At 66.1% G+C, this 17497-nt stretch carries 16 protein-coding genes; 4 read left to right on the forward strand and 12 right to left on the reverse strand.

Going from position 1 to position 17497, the window contains the following annotated elements; translation table 11 throughout:
- Positions 1 to 11 precede the first annotated feature (11 nt).
- From gltX to Q0Q36_RS20355, 3 genes are all read left to right on the forward strand, one after another.
- Positions 12 to 1433, forward strand: a complete 1422-nt coding sequence (gene gltX, locus Q0Q36_RS20345; protein WP_293800885.1) for a glutamate--tRNA ligase — start codon at positions 12 to 14, stop codon at positions 1431 to 1433.
- 372 nt (positions 1434 to 1805) lie between these two features.
- A complete protein-coding gene (gltA, locus tag Q0Q36_RS20350) occupies positions 1806 to 3095 on the forward strand; it encodes a citrate synthase (RefSeq protein WP_265059250.1) in 1290 nt (429 codons plus the stop codon).
- A 137-nt stretch (positions 3096 to 3232) separates the two neighbouring features.
- On the forward strand, positions 3233 to 4222 hold the full coding sequence (locus Q0Q36_RS20355) for a tripartite tricarboxylate transporter substrate binding protein (protein WP_293800888.1): 990 nt from the start codon (positions 3233 to 3235) through the stop codon (positions 4220 to 4222).
- Positions 4223 to 4228: 6 nt separating this feature from the next.
- Here the strand turns inward: Q0Q36_RS20355 and lpxB are convergent, their stop codons facing one another.
- From lpxB to frr, 11 genes are all read right to left on the reverse strand, one after another.
- On the reverse strand, positions 4229 to 5416 hold the full coding sequence (gene lpxB, locus Q0Q36_RS20360; protein WP_293800890.1) for a lipid-A-disaccharide synthase: 1188 nt from the start codon (positions 5414 to 5416) through the stop codon (positions 4229 to 4231).
- Positions 5416 to 6276: an LpxI family protein gene (locus tag Q0Q36_RS20365; RefSeq protein WP_293800892.1), complete on the reverse strand. Its 861-nt coding sequence runs from the start codon at positions 6274 to 6276 to the stop codon at positions 5416 to 5418. The genes lpxB and Q0Q36_RS20365 overlap by 1 nt, the downstream gene beginning before the upstream one ends.
- Positions 6273 to 7082, reverse strand: coding sequence for an acyl-ACP--UDP-N-acetylglucosamine O-acyltransferase (gene lpxA, locus Q0Q36_RS20370; protein WP_293800912.1), 810 nt, complete (start codon positions 7080 to 7082; stop codon positions 6273 to 6275). Before lpxA ends, Q0Q36_RS20365 begins: the two co-directional genes overlap by 4 nt.
- 35 nt (positions 7083 to 7117) lie before the next feature.
- Positions 7118 to 7576, reverse strand: coding sequence for a 3-hydroxyacyl-ACP dehydratase FabZ (gene fabZ, locus Q0Q36_RS20375; RefSeq protein ID WP_293800894.1), 459 nt, complete (start codon positions 7574 to 7576; stop codon positions 7118 to 7120).
- A 193-nt stretch (positions 7577 to 7769) separates the two neighbouring features.
- Entirely contained in the window at positions 7770 to 8831 is a 1062-nt protein-coding gene (gene lpxD / locus Q0Q36_RS20380) for a UDP-3-O-(3-hydroxymyristoyl)glucosamine N-acyltransferase (RefSeq protein WP_293800896.1), read from the reverse strand.
- 36 nt (positions 8832 to 8867) lie between these two features.
- Positions 8868 to 11402: an outer membrane protein assembly factor BamA gene (gene bamA, locus Q0Q36_RS20385; RefSeq protein ID WP_293800898.1), complete on the reverse strand. Its 2535-nt coding sequence runs from the start codon at positions 11400 to 11402 to the stop codon at positions 8868 to 8870.
- Between the two features lie 216 nt (positions 11403 to 11618).
- A complete protein-coding gene (gene rseP, locus Q0Q36_RS20390; protein ID WP_293800900.1) occupies positions 11619 to 12767 on the reverse strand; it encodes an RIP metalloprotease RseP in 1149 nt (382 codons plus the stop codon).
- Positions 12768 to 12825: 58 nt separating this feature from the next.
- Positions 12826 to 14007 (reverse strand): 1-deoxy-D-xylulose-5-phosphate reductoisomerase, encoded by a 1182-nt coding sequence (gene dxr / locus Q0Q36_RS20395; protein WP_293800902.1) that lies wholly within the window; start codon positions 14005 to 14007, stop codon positions 12826 to 12828.
- A gap of 4 nt (positions 14008 to 14011) precedes the next feature.
- Positions 14012 to 14839, reverse strand: coding sequence for a phosphatidate cytidylyltransferase (locus Q0Q36_RS20400; RefSeq protein WP_293800904.1), 828 nt, complete (start codon positions 14837 to 14839; stop codon positions 14012 to 14014).
- Positions 14836 to 15594 (reverse strand): isoprenyl transferase, encoded by a 759-nt coding sequence (locus Q0Q36_RS20405; protein WP_293800906.1) that lies wholly within the window; start codon positions 15592 to 15594, stop codon positions 14836 to 14838. Before Q0Q36_RS20405 ends, Q0Q36_RS20400 begins: the two co-directional genes overlap by 4 nt.
- Positions 15595 to 15653: 59 nt before the next feature.
- Positions 15654 to 16217, reverse strand: coding sequence for a ribosome recycling factor (frr, locus tag Q0Q36_RS20410; RefSeq protein WP_257732979.1), 564 nt, complete (start codon positions 16215 to 16217; stop codon positions 15654 to 15656).
- A gap of 248 nt (positions 16218 to 16465) precedes the next feature.
- Here frr and Q0Q36_RS20415 point away from each other — a divergent pair, with 248 nt between their 5' ends.
- Positions 16466 to 16879, forward strand: a complete 414-nt coding sequence (locus tag Q0Q36_RS20415) for a VOC family protein (protein WP_293800908.1) — start codon at positions 16466 to 16468, stop codon at positions 16877 to 16879.
- Positions 16880 to 16889: 10 nt separating this feature from the next.
- Here the strand turns inward: Q0Q36_RS20415 and pyrH are convergent.
- Positions 16890 to 17497 (reverse strand): UMP kinase (gene pyrH / locus Q0Q36_RS20420; RefSeq protein WP_293800910.1); only part of this gene is annotated, 608 nt, incomplete at its 5' end.

The raw sequence follows: 17497 nt of genomic DNA on the forward strand, positions 1-17497 counted from the left end.
AGTTTCCTCCCATGAGCAACGCCGTCGTCACGCGCTTTGCGCCCTCGCCCACCGGATTCCTGCATATCGGCGGAGCCCGGACCGCGCTGTTCAACTGGCTCTATGCCCGCCGGCAAGGCGGCAAGATGCTGCTGCGCATCGAGGATACCGACCGCGAACGCTCGACCGATGCGGCGATCGCTGCGATTCTCGACGGGCTGGAATGGCTCGGGCTCGATTGGGACGGGCAGACCGTCTACCAGTTCCAGCGCGCCGCGCGGCATCGCGAGGTGGCTGAGCAGATGCTTGCCGCCGGCAAGGCCTATCATTGCTACGCGACCCCGGCCGAGCTCGAGGAAATGCGCGAGAAGGCCCGCGCCGAGGGCAAGCCGCTGCGCTACGATGGGCGCTGGCGCGACCGCGATCCCGCGACCGCACCGGCCGGTGCCAAGCCGGTGATCCGCCTCAAGGCGCCGCAGACCGGCGAGACCGTGGTCAATGACGAGGTCCAGGGCCGCGTCGTCTGGCAGAACGAGAATCTCGACGACCTCGTGCTGCTGCGCTCGGACGGCACGCCGACCTATATGCTCGCCGTGGTGGTCGACGACCACGACATGGGTGTGACCCATATCATCCGCGGCGACGACCACCTGACCAATGCCGCCCGCCAGACCCAGATCTACGACGCGCTTGGCTGGGACGTGCCGAGCATGTCGCATATCCCACTGATCCACGGCGCGGACGGCGCCAAGCTCTCGAAGCGCCATGGCGCGCTCGGCATCGATGCCTATCGCTCGATGGGCTATCTGCCGGCGGCTTTGCGCAACTATCTGGTGCGTCTCGGCTGGAGCCATGGCGACCAGGAAGTCTTCTCCACCCAGGAGATGATCGACGCCTTCAAGCTCTCTTCGATCGGCCGCTCGCCGGCGCGCTTCGACTACGCCAAGCTGGAGAACCTCAACGGCCTCTACATGCGCCAGTCCAGCGACGCCGATCTGCTCGCTGCGCTCAAGGTCATTCTGCCGGAGATCGGGCCTGGGCGTGGGGTCGGCGCCACGCTGTCTCCGGAGCTGGAGGCGAAGTTCCTCGCAGCGATGCCCGGCCTCAAGGAACGGGCCAAGACGCTGATCGAACTGCTCGACAGCGCCTTCTATCTCTATGCCCAGCGCCCGCTGCAGCTCGACGAGAAGGCCAAGGGCCTGCTCGACGAAGCCGCACGCCAGCGCCTGCCGAAGATCGCGGAGAAACTCGCTGCCGTGAGCGACTGGTCGCCGGCGCCGCTGGAAGCGGCGGTTCGCGCCTATGTCGAGGAGAGCGGGCTGAAGCTCGGCCAGGCGGCGCAGCCGCTGCGCGCCGCGCTGACCGGCCGTGCGATGTCGCCGGGCCTGTTCGACGTCATGGCCGTTCTCGGCCGCGACGAGACGCTCGCCCGGCTCGCCGATCAGGCTACCTGAAGCACCTCCAGCCGCGGTTTTTGCCTGCCCGGCAAGTCATCGGGCTTCGCATCAGATCCCCCCGCCGCGGCCCTGCAAAAGGTCGCGGCGGAGCTGCTCGCGCAGATATGAGCGGAACGCGGTTCCAACCGCCTTTTGGCTCGGTTGAATGCACTGCGCAAATGGTCTAGTGACGCGCAAGTGCATTGCAACGCGGCGACGCGGGCATGCACGAATATTGCTTGTAAATCAGTCACATGGACCGTCTCCCCCCGTCTCCTTCCGACATCTGGCCGTCACATCGCGGACTTCGGATGAAAGACGCCCGGCGCGAAAGCGCGGAGAGGCGAAACCGGGGCTGAACAGCAGCGAGCCTTGAAAGGATCGGTATCGATGAGCGGAAATACCAGCCAGCTCCAGGTCGGCGACAAGACCGTCGACATGGCGATCAAGGAGGGGTCGGTCGGCCCCGCCGTCATCGACATCGCCAAGCTCTACGCCCAGACGGGCATGTTCACCTACGACCCCGGCTTCACCTCGACGGCGAGCTGCGAGTCGCAGATCACCTATATCGACGGCGACAAGGGCGTGCTGCTCTATCGCGGCTTCCCGATCGAGCAGCTCGCGGAACACGGCGACTTCCTCGAGACCTGCTACCTGCTGCTCGAAGGCCAGCTGCCGACGGCCGCCCAGAAGGCGGATTTCGACTATCGCATCACGCGCCACACCATGGTGCACGAGCAGATGGCCCGCTTCTTCCAGGGCTTCCGCCGCGACGCGCACCCGATGGCGGTGATGGTCGCCTCGATCGGCGCGATGTCGGCCTTCTATCACGACTCGACCGACATCTCGGACCCGCATCAGCGCATGATCGCCTCGATGCGCATGATCGCGAAGGTGCCGACGCTGGCCGCGATGGCCTACAAATACTCGATCGGCCAGCCCTTCGTGTATCCGCTGAACTCGCTGGACTACACCTCGAACTTCCTGCGCATGTGCTTCGCGGTGCCGGCCGAGGAGTACAAGGTCAACCCGGTGCTGTCGCGCGCGCTCGACCGGATCTTCATCCTGCACGCCGACCACGAGCAGAACGCCTCGACCTCGACGGTGCGCCTCGCCGGCTCGTCGGGCGCCAATCCCTTCGCCTGCATCGCGGCCGGCACGGCCTGTCTCTGGGGCCCTGCCCATGGCGGCGCCAACGAAGCCGCGCTCAAGATGCTCGAGGAGATCGGCTCGGTCGACAACATCCCGAAATACATCGCCAAGGCGAAGGACAAGAACGATCCGTTCCGCCTGATGGGCTTCGGCCACCGGGTCTACAAGAACTACGACCCGCGCGCGAAGATCATGCAGAAGACCACGCATGAGGTCCTGAACGAGCTCGGGATCAAGGACGACCCGCTGCTCGACGTCGCGGTCGAGCTGGAGCGCATCGCGCTGTCGGACGAGTACTTCATCGAAAAGAAGCTCTATCCGAACATCGATTTCTATTCGGGCATCACCCTCAAGGCGATGGGCTTCCCGACCTCGATGTTCACGGTGCTCTTCGCCGTCGCCCGCACGGTCGGCTGGATCGCGCAGTGGAAGGAAATGATCGAGGACCCGTCCCAGAAGATCGGCCGCCCGCGCCAGCTCTATACCGGCTCGCCGCAGCGCGACTACACCCCGATCGGCCGCCGCTGATCGCAGCTTTCAGAGATCGCCGACCAGGGCGCGGTGGTTTCCACCGCGCCCTTATTGTTTCTGATGATTGATGCTTCCGGCGCGGCTGATCCAGCCGGCGGGGCAGATAAAATCGGGTCATTCACGGAGATCCGTTCATGACCGAAAGCCGCTTTCTCGACCGCCGCTCCTTCCTGATCGCAGCCGGAGCCGCAGGCCTCGCCGGCACGCAGGCACGCGCCCAGGCCACCTTCCCGACTCGACCGGTTACGCTGATCGTGCCCTTCGCGGCCGGCGGCTCGACCGATATCGTCGCGCGGCTCGTCGGCCAAAAGATGGGCGAGATCCTCGGCCAGAGCGTGGTGATCGAGAACCGTGCCGGGGCCGGCGGCAATATCGGCTCCACTGCGGTCGCCCGCGCACAAGCTGACGGCTACACGCTGCTGCTCGGCACGATCTCGACGCACGCCCTCAACCCCGCCATCCTGAAGACGGTGACCTTCGATGCCGTGAAGGACTTCACGCCGATCTCGCTGCTCGCGATCGTGCCGAATGTCATGGTCGTGCATCCGGATTTCCCGGCCAAGACGGTCAAGGAAGTGCTCGCGGTGCTGAAGGCCAATCCGGGCAAGTACTCCTATGCCTCCTCCGGCGTCGGCACGCCGCTGCATCTCTCGGGCGAGCTGTTCAAGTCGCTTGGCGGCGTGCAGATGAATCATGTGCCGTATCGCGGCGCCGGGCCGGCCCTGAACGACGTCGTCGCGGGCGCGGTGCCGATCATGTTCGACAACCTGCCCTCCTCCGCCGGCTTCATCCGGAACGGGCAGTTGCGGGCGATCGGCGTCACCACGAAGGAGCGCGTCGCCTCGTTCCCGGATCTCCCGACCATCGCCGAAGGGGGCCTAGCCGGCTATGAGACCTATACTTGGAATGCGCTGTTCGGCCCGGCCAACATGCCGCGCCCGGTCGTCGAGAAGATCAACCAGGCCGCGAACCAGGCGCTGAAGGACGAGGCCGTCAAGAAGAAGCTCAGCGATGTCAGCGCCGATATCGTCGGCTCGACGCCGGAGCAACTCGGCGAGCATGTCAAGGTCGAGCTCGCCAAATGGGCGCCGATCGCCAAGGCATCGGGCGCCGTCGTCGAGTAAGCCGGCTCAGGCTTCCAGCGCCTCGCGGCCTTTCCGCGAGGCCACCAGCTCCAGCGCAGCCGCGACGGCGTTCGCCGCCGGGCTCGGTCCGGCCGAGCGCATGATCGTCTCGACCTCGGCGAAGCCGTCGAGCTGTTCCCGGCGCTTGTCGCCCCTAGCCATCGCGGCGAGCAGATGGCCGCTCAGCGCCTCCGCCGACGCCTCTTCCTGAATGAATTCCGGAACGATGCTGCGGCCGAGGATCAGGTTGGGCAGGATCACGCTCGGCAGCTTGACGAGGCGCCGGGCCAGGAAGGCCTCCCAGGCAGCGCCGCGATAGGCTGCGACGGTAGGCACCTGCGACAGGGCGAGTTCCAGCGTCACGGTGCCGGATGCCGCCAGCGCCGCACGGGCTTCCCGGAAAGCCGCGAGCTTCTCGGCGTCGCCCGTCACAATCTCCGGTACGACCCGCCAATGCGCTGCCGCCTCGGCAATCATCGGCTGCAGCCGCTGGACCGCCGGCAGGACGAAACGCGCACCCGGAACCGCAGCCGAGACCTTCGCCACTGCCTCGCCGAAGACCGGCATCAGATGATGAATCTCGGAGCGCCGGCTGCCGGGAAGGACGAGCACCAGCGGCCGCTCGGCATCGTCGCGCCGGCGCTGCTCCTCGGCATCGGGGCGCATCTCGGCGAGCCGCTCCATCAGGGGATGGCCGACATAGACCGTCTCGGGACCGTGCAGGCGGGCGAGCGCGGCGGGCTCGAAGGGCAGCAGGGCCAGGATGCGGTCGACATGCGGCGCCATCCGCCGGGCGCGGCCGGAGCGCCAGGCCCAGACGCTGGGGCAGACCCAATGCACGATCGGGATGGAGGGCGCGCGCGCCCTCACCTTCTTGGCGACACGCAGGCAGAAATCCGGGCTGTCGACCGTCAGCAGCAGGTCGGGCTGAAACGCAGCGATGCCGCGCGCCGCATCCTCCATCCGCCGCAACAGCAGCGGCAGGCGCGCGATCACCGGGCCGAAGCCCATCACGGCGATATCGGCCTGGGGAAAGAGCGATTTCAGCCCCGCTTCCGACAGACCGTGATCGCCCACGCCGCAAAGCTCGATCGTGCGATCGCCAAGCCGCTCGCGCAGGGCGGAGAGGAAGCGCAGGGCCAGGGCATCGCCCGACGCCTCGCCGGCGATGATCGCCAGGCGGAACGGCCGCATCAGGGAAAGCCCTCGACGAAGAGGCCGAGCTGGTCCGCCTGACGGCCAAGCGCCGCCCGATCGCCGACCAGGACCTGACCAGCCCGGACGCCGATGCCGGAGAGGCCCGCCTCGGCGATATTGCGCAAAGTGTCCGGGCCGATGGCGGGCATGTCGACGCGCAGGTCCTGCCCGGTCTTCGGCACCTTCACCAGGAAGCCGTCACCCTTGCCGATCTTGAGGCGTCCGCGCGCCACCATGTCGGCGACCCGCCGGATCATCGCATCCGTGCCTTCCGCCGCCTCGATCGCGACGACGCGATGATCGGCCAGGATCGCCGCCTGCCCGACATCGAAGGGCGAGAGCGTCGCCAGCAAGGTAAAGCCTCGCTCAAGCTCGGCGCGCTGCTCCGCATTGACCTGCTTGCGGCCCAGGGCGCCCAGCGGGGCTGTCATCTCCGGCGCGATATCCGCCGGTCCATGAACCCGAAAGCCCTGCATCTCGAAGAAGCGCACGACACCGCGCAGGAGATGATCGTCCCCGCCCTGGAACGCCTTGGCGAAATGCGGCAGATATTTCAGCGTTGAGACCTCGGGACGCAGCGAGCCGAAGCTCGGCCGCGGCAGGGCACCCAGCATGACGATATCGGCGATGCCGCGCCGACGCAGCTCTTCGAGCAGGCTGCCGAGCTGGCCCAGACGATAGCGTTGGATATCCGCGCCTTCGCCGAAGGCTTCGGGATCGGCCGCGCCGTCGAGCGCCGCGATATAGGGGCGCTCACCATGGCCGATCACGATGCGCGCGAGCTGGAGCGGGTAGTCGCCGCTCCCCGCGATCATCGCGAGCGGGCCGCGGGCCGCGCCTTGCGGATCGACGCTCACCGCTCCGCTGCGGTGGCTTCCCGCGGCGTGCAAAGCGGCTTGCCCGCACCTTCCCGAATGAAGTTCAGGATCTCGTCGATCAGCGGATGCTTCGAGAATTCCGCTGCGACATCCTCGACGCGCTCGGCCAAGGTGCCTTCGTCGGCGAAGAGCAGCCGGTAAGCGCGGCGCAATTCATTGATATGCTCGCGGCTGAAGTTGCGGCGCTTCAAACCGACCAGATTGAGCCCGGCGAGATGGGCCGGGTTGTCGCGCACGAGGCCGAAGGGAATGACGTCACTCGTGACGCCGGCGCCGCCCCCGATGAAGGAGTGATCGCCGATCCGGATGAACTGCAGCAGGCCGGCGCCGCCGCCGACGATGACGAAATTGCCGACCGTGACATGGCCCGCGCACATCGCATTGTTGGAGAACACGACGTTATCGCCGATGCGGGAGTCATGCCCGACATGCGAATTCGCGAGGAAGGCGCAGCGATTGCCGACGACGGTTTCCATGCCGCCGCCTTCGGTACCCGGGTTCATCGTCACGCCTTCGCGGATGATGCAATCCTCGCCGACCGAGAGCGTCGAGGGCTCGCCGCGATATTTCAGATCCTGCGGCGGGTGACCGATCGAGGCGAAGGGAAAGATCCGCGTGCGCGCGCCGATCGTGGTGCGGCCGGCAACCACGGCATGGCTGACGAGTTCGACGCCCTCGCCGAGCACGACATCGGGGCCGACCTCGCAGAACGGGCCGATCTTCACGCCGGCTCCAAGCCTGGCCTTCGGGTCGACAAGCGACATGGGATGGATGGAGACGCTCATCGAGACGCTGCCCTGATCCTGCACCGATGCAACGCTCAAACGACCATCGCCGAAATCTCGGCCTCGGCCACGAGCGCGCCGTCGACGCGCGCCTCGCCGCGATAAAAGAAGATATTGCGCTTGCGGGCGAGCTTGGTGAGGTGGAAGCGGATCTGGTCCCCCGGCGTGACCGGCTTGCGGAACTTCGCCTTGTCGATCGTGGTGAAGAGGACGGTCTTGACCTGCTTGTCACCGAATTCGCTGGCGTTCACGACCAGGACGCCGGCTGTCTGGGCCATCGCCTCGATCATCAGCACGCCTGGGAATACGGGGCGGTCCGGGAAGTGGCCGGTGAACTGAGGCTCGTTGGCCGTGACGTTCTTGATGCCGACGCCAGAGGCATCGCCATCGATCTCGACAACCCGATCGACCAGAAGGAACGGATAGCGGTGAGGAATGCTGGCCATGATCCTCTGGATGTCGATCACGCCCAGGGCCGTCGTCGCCTCGCTCATGGTCTGTCTTCTCCCGCGTGCCTTCGCCGGGCAGCGCCTTCAATACAGTTCAGTGACCGGAAGCAGACAATACCCCTGCAACCCGTCACGATTTCAAAGCCTTCCGCCGCTTTGCCGGAAACGGAGCGGGTTCGGCAACACAATTCTCAGCATCCGAGGCAGAAAGAGCCCGTTCGGCGGTGGAAAGGCTCGCTTATTCCTGCGCAGCGCCCGGCTTCTTGCCTCGATTGGCCACCAGCGTCTTGAGCAGCGCGGTTTCGCGCGCCCAGCCGAGCGCAGGCTGGGCCGGATAGCCGCCATAGCGCGCGCTGCGCGGAACATCGCCGGCAACGCCGCTCTGCGCCGCGATCTGCGCGCCGGCACCGATCACAAGATGGCCCGCCAGCCCGACCTGACCGCCGAGCACGACGAAATCCTCGAGCGTCGAGGAACCGGCGAGGCCGGTCTGGGCGCAGATGACGCAATGGCGACCGATGACGCAGTTATGGCCGATCTGGACGAGGTTATCGATCTTGGTGCCCTCGCCGATGACCGTGTCGCGGCTTGCGCCGCGGTCGATCGTGCTGTTGGCGCCAACCTCCACGTCATCCTGGATGATGACGCGGCCGACCTGCGGCACTTTCATGTGCCCCTTGGGGCTCATCGCGAAGCCAAAGCCATCCTGCCCGATCCGAGCGCCAGGATGGATGATGACGCGGTTGCCGATCAGGGAAGCCTGGATCGTGCTGCCCGCCCCGATGGAGCAATTCCGCCCGATGCGGACCTGCGGCCCCACGACTGCGTGCGACGCCACCACGGTGCCGGCACCGATCTCGGCGCCTGGGCCGATGACCGCGCCCGGATCGACGGTGACACCCGCTTCGAGAACAGCGGTCGCATGGACGATGGCGCCCGGCGCGACGCCCTGCGAACCAAAAACCGATTCAGGCTTCAATGCGCTCGGGAAGCAGCGCGCCATCACCTTCGCGAAAGCGTGGTATGGCGCGGGCGACACCAGCGCCACGGTTCCGGCCGGAACGCGCTCGACGAAACGCGGCGAGACGATGCACAGACCCGCCTTGGTCGCCGCGAGCGCCTCCGTGTATTTCGGATTGTCCATATAGGCGAGATCGGACGGGCCGGCCGTCTCGAGGGCGGCGATGCCGTCGAGCTTGCGGGCGGGCTCAACGCCCTCCGGCAGGGTGCCGCCTGAAATGCTTGCGACCTCGCCGAAATCCAGCGAGGTCGCGAACGGAAAGAAAACTGGCTCTGCCATGATCGGGTCCGAAGCGGGGCTGATGCCCCGCTTACGTCAGAAGCGGGTGCCGCCGGAGAAGCGGAAGGCCTGGAGGCGGTCGCCGCCGTACTTGCCGACGAGGCCGGTCTGCGGGTTGATGCCGATCTGGCCGTCATCCTTGCTCAGGGCATAGGCGTAGTCGAACCGGATCGGTCCCAGCGGCGACGCCCAGAGCAAGCTCACACCCACCGACGAACGGATGACGTTCTTGTCGCGGATACAGCCGACATTCGACTGACCGTTGATCCCGCCAACCGTCGACACATTGTACTGACGTGCCGATGAGCCCGCAGGGCAGCCGGCGAAGGCCGGATTCGTGATGACGCTCGAACCGCCGTCATAGTTGAACAGCGTACCGGCATCGGCGAAGACCGCACCACGCAGGCCGAGATCCCGCGGCAGGCCCCAGATCGGGAACTGCAGCTCGACCGTACCGCCGAAATAAGTGGTACCGCCGACCGCATTCGCCGTCGGGTCGTTCAAGACGTCGCGCGGACCGATGCCGGATGGCGAGAAGCCACGCACCAGCGACGGGCCGAGGAAGTAGTGATCGACCATGCGCAGGCTGCCGCCGCCGGTCGCCTGGACGTGACCGCCCTGGACGCGCAGGAGGCCAACGACGTCGTCGAAGATCTCGCGATAGTAACGAGCGTCGGCCGCGATGCGGAAGAACTTCGAGTCGCCGCCGAGGCCGGCGAATTCGGGCTTCAGCTCGGCCGAGAAGCCGTTACGCGGATTCTGGAGGCTGTCGAGCGAGTTGTAGTTGAAGTTCAGGCCGACGAGCGAGGTCAGGGTGGACCCCTGGGCCTCCTTGACCGCCACTGTCGCCTCGCCGTTCGTCACGCAGTTGTAGACCGAATCCGAACCGATCGCTCCTGCCGTACCGGGCGTGATGCCGGCGATCGGCACGGAACAGTCGTTATAGGGACGGCTGACCGTATTCGGGATCTTGATCTCGGTCGTGTAGATCGAATAGCGCGGCGTGACCGAGAACTCTTCCGTGATCGGGAAGGTGAAGCGGACCTGGCCGCCCGTCACGCGGCTTTCGTAGCGGCCGGTGTTATAGTTGTCGTTGTACTTCGAGAACAGGTCGAAACCAGCCGCCACGCGATAGCCCAGGAAATAAGGCTCGGTGAAGGAGAAATCGACGCCCTGCGTCCGCTGGCCCATCGTGCCCGCGATGCGGACGAACTGACCACGACCGAGGAAGTTCGACTCCGACAGCGAGATTTCGCCGATGATGCCGTCCGAGGTCGAGTAACCGCCGGCGATCGAGAAGGAGCCGGTCGCCTTGTCCTCGACGTCGATATTGACGACCACGCGATCCGGAGCGGAGCCCGGCTCGTTGGTGATGCGGACCTTCTGGAAGAAGCCGAGATTGTTCAGGCGACGCTCGGCGCGGTCGACCATGACCTTGTTGTAGGCATCGCCTTCGCCGAGATCGAGCTCGCGACGGACGACGTAATCGCGAGTGCGGGTGTTGCCGCGCACGTTGATGCGCTCGACATAGACCCGCGGGCCCTCGTCGACGACATAGGTGATGCCGATCTGGCGACCGGAGGCATCGCGATCACCACGCGGACGAACCTGAGCGAAGGCATGGCCGCGGCGCGCCACTTCCGTGGTGAGCGCAACCAGCGTCTTCTCGACCGCCTCGGCATTGTAAGTGTCGCCCCGCGAGGTCGCGACGTAGCGCTGCAGAGCAGCGGCATCGACATCGTTCAGCGAGGAATCGACCGAAACATTACCGACCTGATACTGCGGGCCTTCCTCGACCTGAATGTCGATGACCCAGCCACCGGCCGCATCGTCGAAACGGGCGCTGGAATTGGTGATCTGGAAATCGGCGTAGCCGTTCTTGAGATAGAAACGGCGAATGAGATCCATGTCGGAATTGACCCGCTCGGGATCATAGACGTCGGACGTCTTGATCCAGCTCAGGAAGTTCGATTCCGTCGAGGTCATCAGACCACGCAGGCGCCCGGCTGAATACGCCTGGTTGCCGGTGAAGTTGATCGACTTGATGCCGGTCTTGCTGCTCTCGTTGATGGTGAAGACAATGTCCTCACGACCATTCGGAAGGGGAGCAACGCGGCCGCTGATCGAGGACAGTCCATAGCCGGACCGCTTGTAGGCTTCACGCAGGCGCTCGACGTCGGAGTTGATCAGCGCCTGGCTGATCGGGCCACCGGGGCGCGACTGCACGATCTGGGAGAGCTGGTCGCTCTTCAGCTTGCGATTACCCTCGAAGGCAACGCGATTGGCCGTACCACCCTGCTCCTTCACGGCGACGACGATCTGCGAGCCGCGGCGATTGACCTGCACGCTGCTGAACATACCGGTCGCCATCAGGCTCTCGCGGATTTCCTGCGGATTCTCCCGGCCGGCGGCATAGGAGCGGATCGTCTCCGCATCGACGCGCTGGTTGCCATGGACAACCACCGCCTGCGCGAAAGCCACACCACCACTCACGGCCAGCATCAAAGCCGAAAGTCCGATCGATCGAGAGAGCCGCATCTTGCTCGTCCGGCTCTGTTGGGTCGACGTCATCGGGTCGCCTATTCCATCTCTCTGGTCACCACCCCAAACGGGGACCGCCATCTGACGACGGCAGCACGGGGACATTGCGGTTCAATCGCTTCTACAAAGTTTCCAGCAGGGTGCAAACCGCGATCATCGTTAATAAAGCGTTTTTAGGAATCTCGTTGCCGACGCGCCACGCGGCATGCCGTTTTTCCGCCGCAAAGCACGGCCGGCAAGCGAGTTTCAGAGCATGCCGCGAACGTGGACGATGTCGTTCCAGGTGACGAACAGCATCAGCATCAGGACGAGCGCGAGACCCAGACGGAAGCCGATCTCCTGCGCCCGCGGGCTCAGGGGCCTGCCGCGCAGGGCCTCATAGAGATAGAACAGCAGATGCCCGCCATCGAGCATGGGGACCGGCACCAGGTTCATCAGGCCGATCGAAACCGAGAGGATCGCGGCAAGATTGATCAGCCCGAGCAGGCCGCCGCTCGACGCGACGATGCCGGAGACCTGCGCGATCCGAATCGGGCCCGACAACTGGTCGGTGGATTCACGCCCGGTCAGGAGCTTGGCGATGTAGTCATAGGTCCGCGCCACCACGAACCAGGTCTCGACGAAGCCCGACTTCACGGATTCGAAGAGCCCGAATCGCTGCGTCGTCCAATCCTCCGGACGCGGCGAAGCCTTGACGCCGATCACGCCGATGCGCTGCGTGCCGAGCTGCGTCTTCATCTCGGTCAGCGCAGGCGTCACCGGCACGGTCAGGGTGCCTCCGTCGCGCTCGATCGAGACCTCCAGGCGCTCTTCGGGACGCGTCGAGACGATGCGCTGCATGTCGGAGAAGCTGGCGACCTTCTGGCCGTCGATGGCGATCACGATGTCGCCCGCCTTTAGCCCTGCTTTCTCCGCCGCGCTACCGGCGACGACGGCATCAACGCGCGGGATCAGCACATGCTTGCCGAGGAAGAAGGCCGAGCCGGCAAAGATCAGGATCGCCAGCAGGAAATTCGCGATCGGGCCGGCGGCGACGATCGCCGCCCGCTCGCCGAGCGACTGCGCCGGGAAGGAGCGCGCGCGCTCCTGCGCCGACATGCGGCTGACCGCCTCGTCGTCGGGCGCGCTCGAGGCGTCGGCATCACCCGAGAACTTGACGTAGCCGCCGAGCGGGATCAGCGCGAAACGCCAGCGCGTGCCGTGCCGATCGTTGAAACCGAAAATCTCGCGGCCGAAGCCGATGGAGAAGGTCTTGACGTCCACACCGCACCAGCGGCCAACCAGGAAATGCCCGAGCTCGTGGACGAAGACGACGATGGTCAGGACGAACAGGAACGGCAGCAGATAGCCGAGCGCGTAATGCCCGACATTCCAGAGCGGCGCTGCGAATTCCATCAAACGATCTCCCGGAGTCCCGACGGCCTGTAGAGCCGGATTTCGTCGGCATGCCGCTCTAGGTGGCAGTGAACCGCGCTTGCGACAAGAGCGAGGCGGCCCGTCGTCTCGAATCTTGGTCAATGGCGAGCGCTTCCGCTATGTCGCGCGGAGCCTGCGCGCCCGCCGGGATTGCAACGCAGACCGCCTCGACCAGCGCAGCGATATCGGGAAAGCGCAGCCGACGCTCGAGAAAGGCCGCGACGGCGATCTCGTTGGCAGCGTTGAGCACGGCCGGCATGGCCCCGCCTTCGCGCAAGGCGGCCATGGCGAGGCCGAGCGCGGGGAAGCGCACGAGATCGGGGCGTTCGAAGCTGAGCGGTGCAGTGAGGGCGAGATCGAGGAAGCGCGGCGGCGGCGCATCGAGCCGGCCATCGACGCCAAGGCAATGCGCGGCCGCGACCCGCATGTCCGGTACCGCCATGCCGGCACTGACCGAGCCGTCGCGGAAAGTCACCAGGCCATGGACGATCTGCTGGGGATGGACGAGCACGTCGAGCTGGTCGGGCTGCAGATCGAACAGGAAACGGGCCTCGATCAGCTCCAGCCCCTTGTTCATCATGCTGGCGGAGTCGATCGTGATCTTGGCGCCCATTGCATAGTTCGGGTGCTTCAGCGCCTGATCCGGCGTGGCCGCGGCGATGCGCTCGGCGCTCCACGTCCGGAACGGGCCGCCGGACGCGGTCAGCGTCATGCTGCGGACCGATGAGAGCGGCTCGGCGCCGAGGACCTGGAAGAGCGCGTTGTGCTCGGAATCGAGCGGCAGCAAACGGGCGCCGATCTCGGCGGCCCGGGCCATCACGGCCGCGCCGGCACAGACCAGGCTTTCCTTGTTGGCGAGCGCGATCGTGCGCCCCGGCTGGAGCGCGGCGAAGGTCGCCTCCAGCCCGGCGGCGCCCGAGATCGCGCTGACGACGATGTCGGCACGGCGGTTCACCGCCTCCAGAACGGCGGAACGCCCTGCCCCGCTGGCGATGCCAGTGCCGGACAAAGCCTGTTTCAACGGCTCTGCGCCAGCCGCGTCGGCCAAGGCCGCGAAGGACGCCCCCGTTTCAATCGCGGTCCGGGCAAGTGCCTGCGCGTCCCTGCCGCCGACCACGGTCGCGATCGACAGGCGCTCGGGATTCTCGGCGACGATGTCGCGAACCGAACGTCCGACGGAGCCGGTCGCTCCCAGAAGCGTGACGCTGCGCAAGGACATCAGATCAGACGTTGAGATGCAGCGCGAAGAGCGCGAAGCCGGCGAGCACCAGCACCGCCCAGTAGCCGTCGAGCCGGTCGAGGAAGCCGCCATGACCGGGGATGAGCTTGCTCGAATCCTTGGCATCGAAGCGGCGCTTGAGGGCGGATTCGAACAGATCGCCGGCCTGGCTGACGATCGAGCCCGCGAGCGAGGCGGCCACCACCGGCCCTGCCGCAGTCATGGCCTGAAGTCCCGGCATCAGGCACCAGATGAGATAGCCACCGATCATTCCGGCAGCGGCGCCGCCAATCGCGCCCGACCAGGTCTTCTTCGGACTGACCGCCGGCATGAGCTTGGGTCCGCCGAGTTTACGGCCGGTGAAATAGGCGGCGATATCGGTGAGCCAGACGACGGCGAAGCTCCACAGGATCAGGGCGAGACCGATCCCGGGAAGGTCGCGCAGCGCCGGCGTGACGAGGGCGAAAGCCAGCGCATAGGCGACGCCACAGAGTTCGAGAGCCAGGCGCGAGCGCACGAAAGGCGTCGCCAGCGCACCGAGCAAGGCAGCTGCCGAGGCCGTACCGGCGATCGCAACCGGGCTCGCCGGCGAGACGGCCAGCACAATTCCCGTCACCACCACCGCAATACCAGCTGGGATCGCGTTGCCACGGCCCATGATCGCGAGCCACTCATAGGCAACGAGGCCAGCGACGAGAAGCCAGACCAGTCGGAAGGGCCAACCGCCCCAGAGTGTGACCAGCAGGATCAGCACGCCGAGCACAAGTGCCGAGGCGACCCTGAGCTTCAGCTCGGAGCTCGCGCGCGGCGCAGAGGGGTCCGGCGCATTCACGCGACGCCCACGCTGCGGTCGGAGGAGGTGGCGAGGCCGCCGAAGCGCCGCTCGCGCTGACGATACTGTGCCAGAGCCTCCTCGAAGGCGGCGAGGTCGAAATCGGGCCACATCACCGGCGCGAAGATGAACTCGGCATAGGCTGCCTGCCAGAGCAGGAAGTTCGAGATCCGGGTCTCACCGGAGGTCCGGATGACCAGCTCGGGATCGGGGAGATCGTGAGTATCGAGATGGCCGGCGATCGCGGCCTCGTCGATCGCGGCCGGATCGATCCGTCCCGCTGCAGCGTCCGCCGCCAGCCGGCGCGCCGCGCGCATGATCTCGTTGCGGGAGCCGTAATTGAAGGCGATCACCAGCACGAGGCCGGTATTGGCGCGGGTGCTGGTCTCGGCATGCTCGACGAGGCGGCGCAGATCGGGCGCGAGATCATCCCGGCTGCCGATGATGCGCACGCGGACATTGGCAGCCGAGAGCTCGGCCAGGTCCTTCTCGACGAAATGCCTGAGCAGCCCCATCAGGAAGGAGACTTCCGCATAGGGACGGCGCCAGTTCTCGGTAGAGAACGAGTAGAGCGTCAGGACCTGGATGCCGAGGTCGCTGGCATTGCGGACCGTGCGGCGGAGCGCCTCCAACCCCCGCCGATGCCCCTCCTGCCGCGGCAGCCCACGCATCTGCGCCCAGCGCCCGTTGCCGTCCATGATGATGGCGACGTGGGCAGGGTTGGACACGTCTGCGTCGCGCTGACCGGATGACATGCGGATGAGCCTCGCTCGGCCTCGGACGAAGGAGCGCGGGATATCTCCCGCGCCGGAGATCAGACGTGCAGGATTTCCTTTTCCTTCGCCGCGAGCGCCTGGTCGATCTCGGCAATGTGCTGGTCGGTCGCCTTCTGGACGAGGTCGGAATTGCGCGCGGCATCGTCCTTGGTCATGTCGCTGTCCTTCTCCAGCTTCTTGACGACGTCGATGCCGTCGCGGCGGACATGGCGCACGGAGACCTTGGCCTCCTCGGCATATTTATGCGCGACCTTGACCATCTCCTTGCGGCGCTGCTCGTTCAGCTCGGGGATGCGGATGCGCAGCACCTGGCCTTCCGTCTGCGGGTTGAGGCCAAGATCGGATTCGCGCACCGCCTTGTCGACGGCGTTGACCATCGAGCGGTCCCAGACCTGCACGCTGAGCAGGCGCGGCTCCGGCACGGAGACGGTGGCGAGCTGGCTCAGCGGGGTGCGGGCGCCATAGGCCTCGACCATGATCGGATCGAGCATGTTGGCGGAGGCGCGGCCGGAGCGCAGCGAGGCGAGATCGCCCTTGAAGGACTGCACCGCACCGGCCATGCGGCGCTTGATGTCGGCGAGGTCGAACGTCGTCTGGGCCATTTCAATCGGGACCTTGCAGAAATTTCAAAATCGGCGCGACCATGGCGGCGAGGCCGCGCAGGGTCAAGATTTACATCTTCGAACAGCATTTTCCCCCGCGATGAGCAAGGGAAAAGCATCGATGCGGGCAGAGCATGGCCGGCTAGCGGCGCAACCCGCTGGTTCGCAGGCCCCGGATGCCCATCTCACCCTAGAGGTCGGTTCGCCCGCCGGCCAGCGCCGTCCGCAAGGAACTACGGAGAAAAGACGTGCCTCGCCTCAATCGTATCGTCGAGACCGCACTCTATGTCGACGATCTCGACCGTGCTCGCGCCTTCTATGAGGACAAGCTCGGCCTCCCGCCACTGCTCAAGACGAAGACGCTCTTCGCCTATGATGTCGGCGGATCAAACGTGCTGCTGCTGTTCCTGCGTGGCGCCTCGCTGAAGACTCAAGCCTCGCCGGGGGGCAGCATCCCGCCGCATGACGGCAGCGGGCCGCTCCACATCGCCTTCGCCATCGATGCCGATGAGCTCCCGGCCTGGGAGGCCAAGCTGAGTGATCTCGGCATCGCTGTTGAAGGGCGCATGCAATGGGAACGCGGCAGCACGAGCCTGTATTTCCGCGATCCGGACGGACATCTGCTCGAGCTGGCGACGCCCGGCCTGTGGCGGACCTATTGAGGCTGCTGCCTCAGGGCGTGACGTAGGTCGCCCTGCCCTCGCCGCGCAGCACCGCGGCCAGCATGCCGGGCTCGGCGATCGAGAAGACGACGATGGTCAGGCTTGCGTCACGGGCGAGCGCGAAGGCCGCGGTATCCATCACCTTGAGATCGCGCTTGATCGCGACCTCATGGGTCAGCGTGTCATAGCGGGTCGCGGTCGGATCCGTCTTGGGGTCGGCGCTGTAGACGCCGTCGACCTGCGTCGCCTTGAGCAGATGGCTGCAGCCGAGTTCGGCTGCGCGAAGCGCCGCGCCGGTATCGGTGGTGAAATACGGGTTGCCGGTGCCGCCGCCGAGAATGACGACCTTGCCATTGCTGAGATGGTCGAGAGCGCGCTTGCGGGCATAGCTCTCGCAAAGCGAGGGCATCGGCACCGCCGACATGGCGCGGGCCGGAGCGCCGGCCGCCTCGATGGAATGCTCCAGCGCCAGCGCGTTCATGACCGTGCCGAGCATGCCGATCGAATCGGCAGTGGTGCGGTCGAGGCCCTTGTTGAGGCCCTGGACGCCACGGAAGAAGTTACCGCCGCCGACGACGATGCCGATCTCGACGCCCTCGCGCGAGGCATGGGCGATAT

The sequence above is a fragment of the uncultured Allobosea sp. genome (genome assembly GCF_945957345.1).
Classification (GTDB): Bacteria; Pseudomonadota; Alphaproteobacteria; order Rhizobiales; family Beijerinckiaceae; genus Allobosea.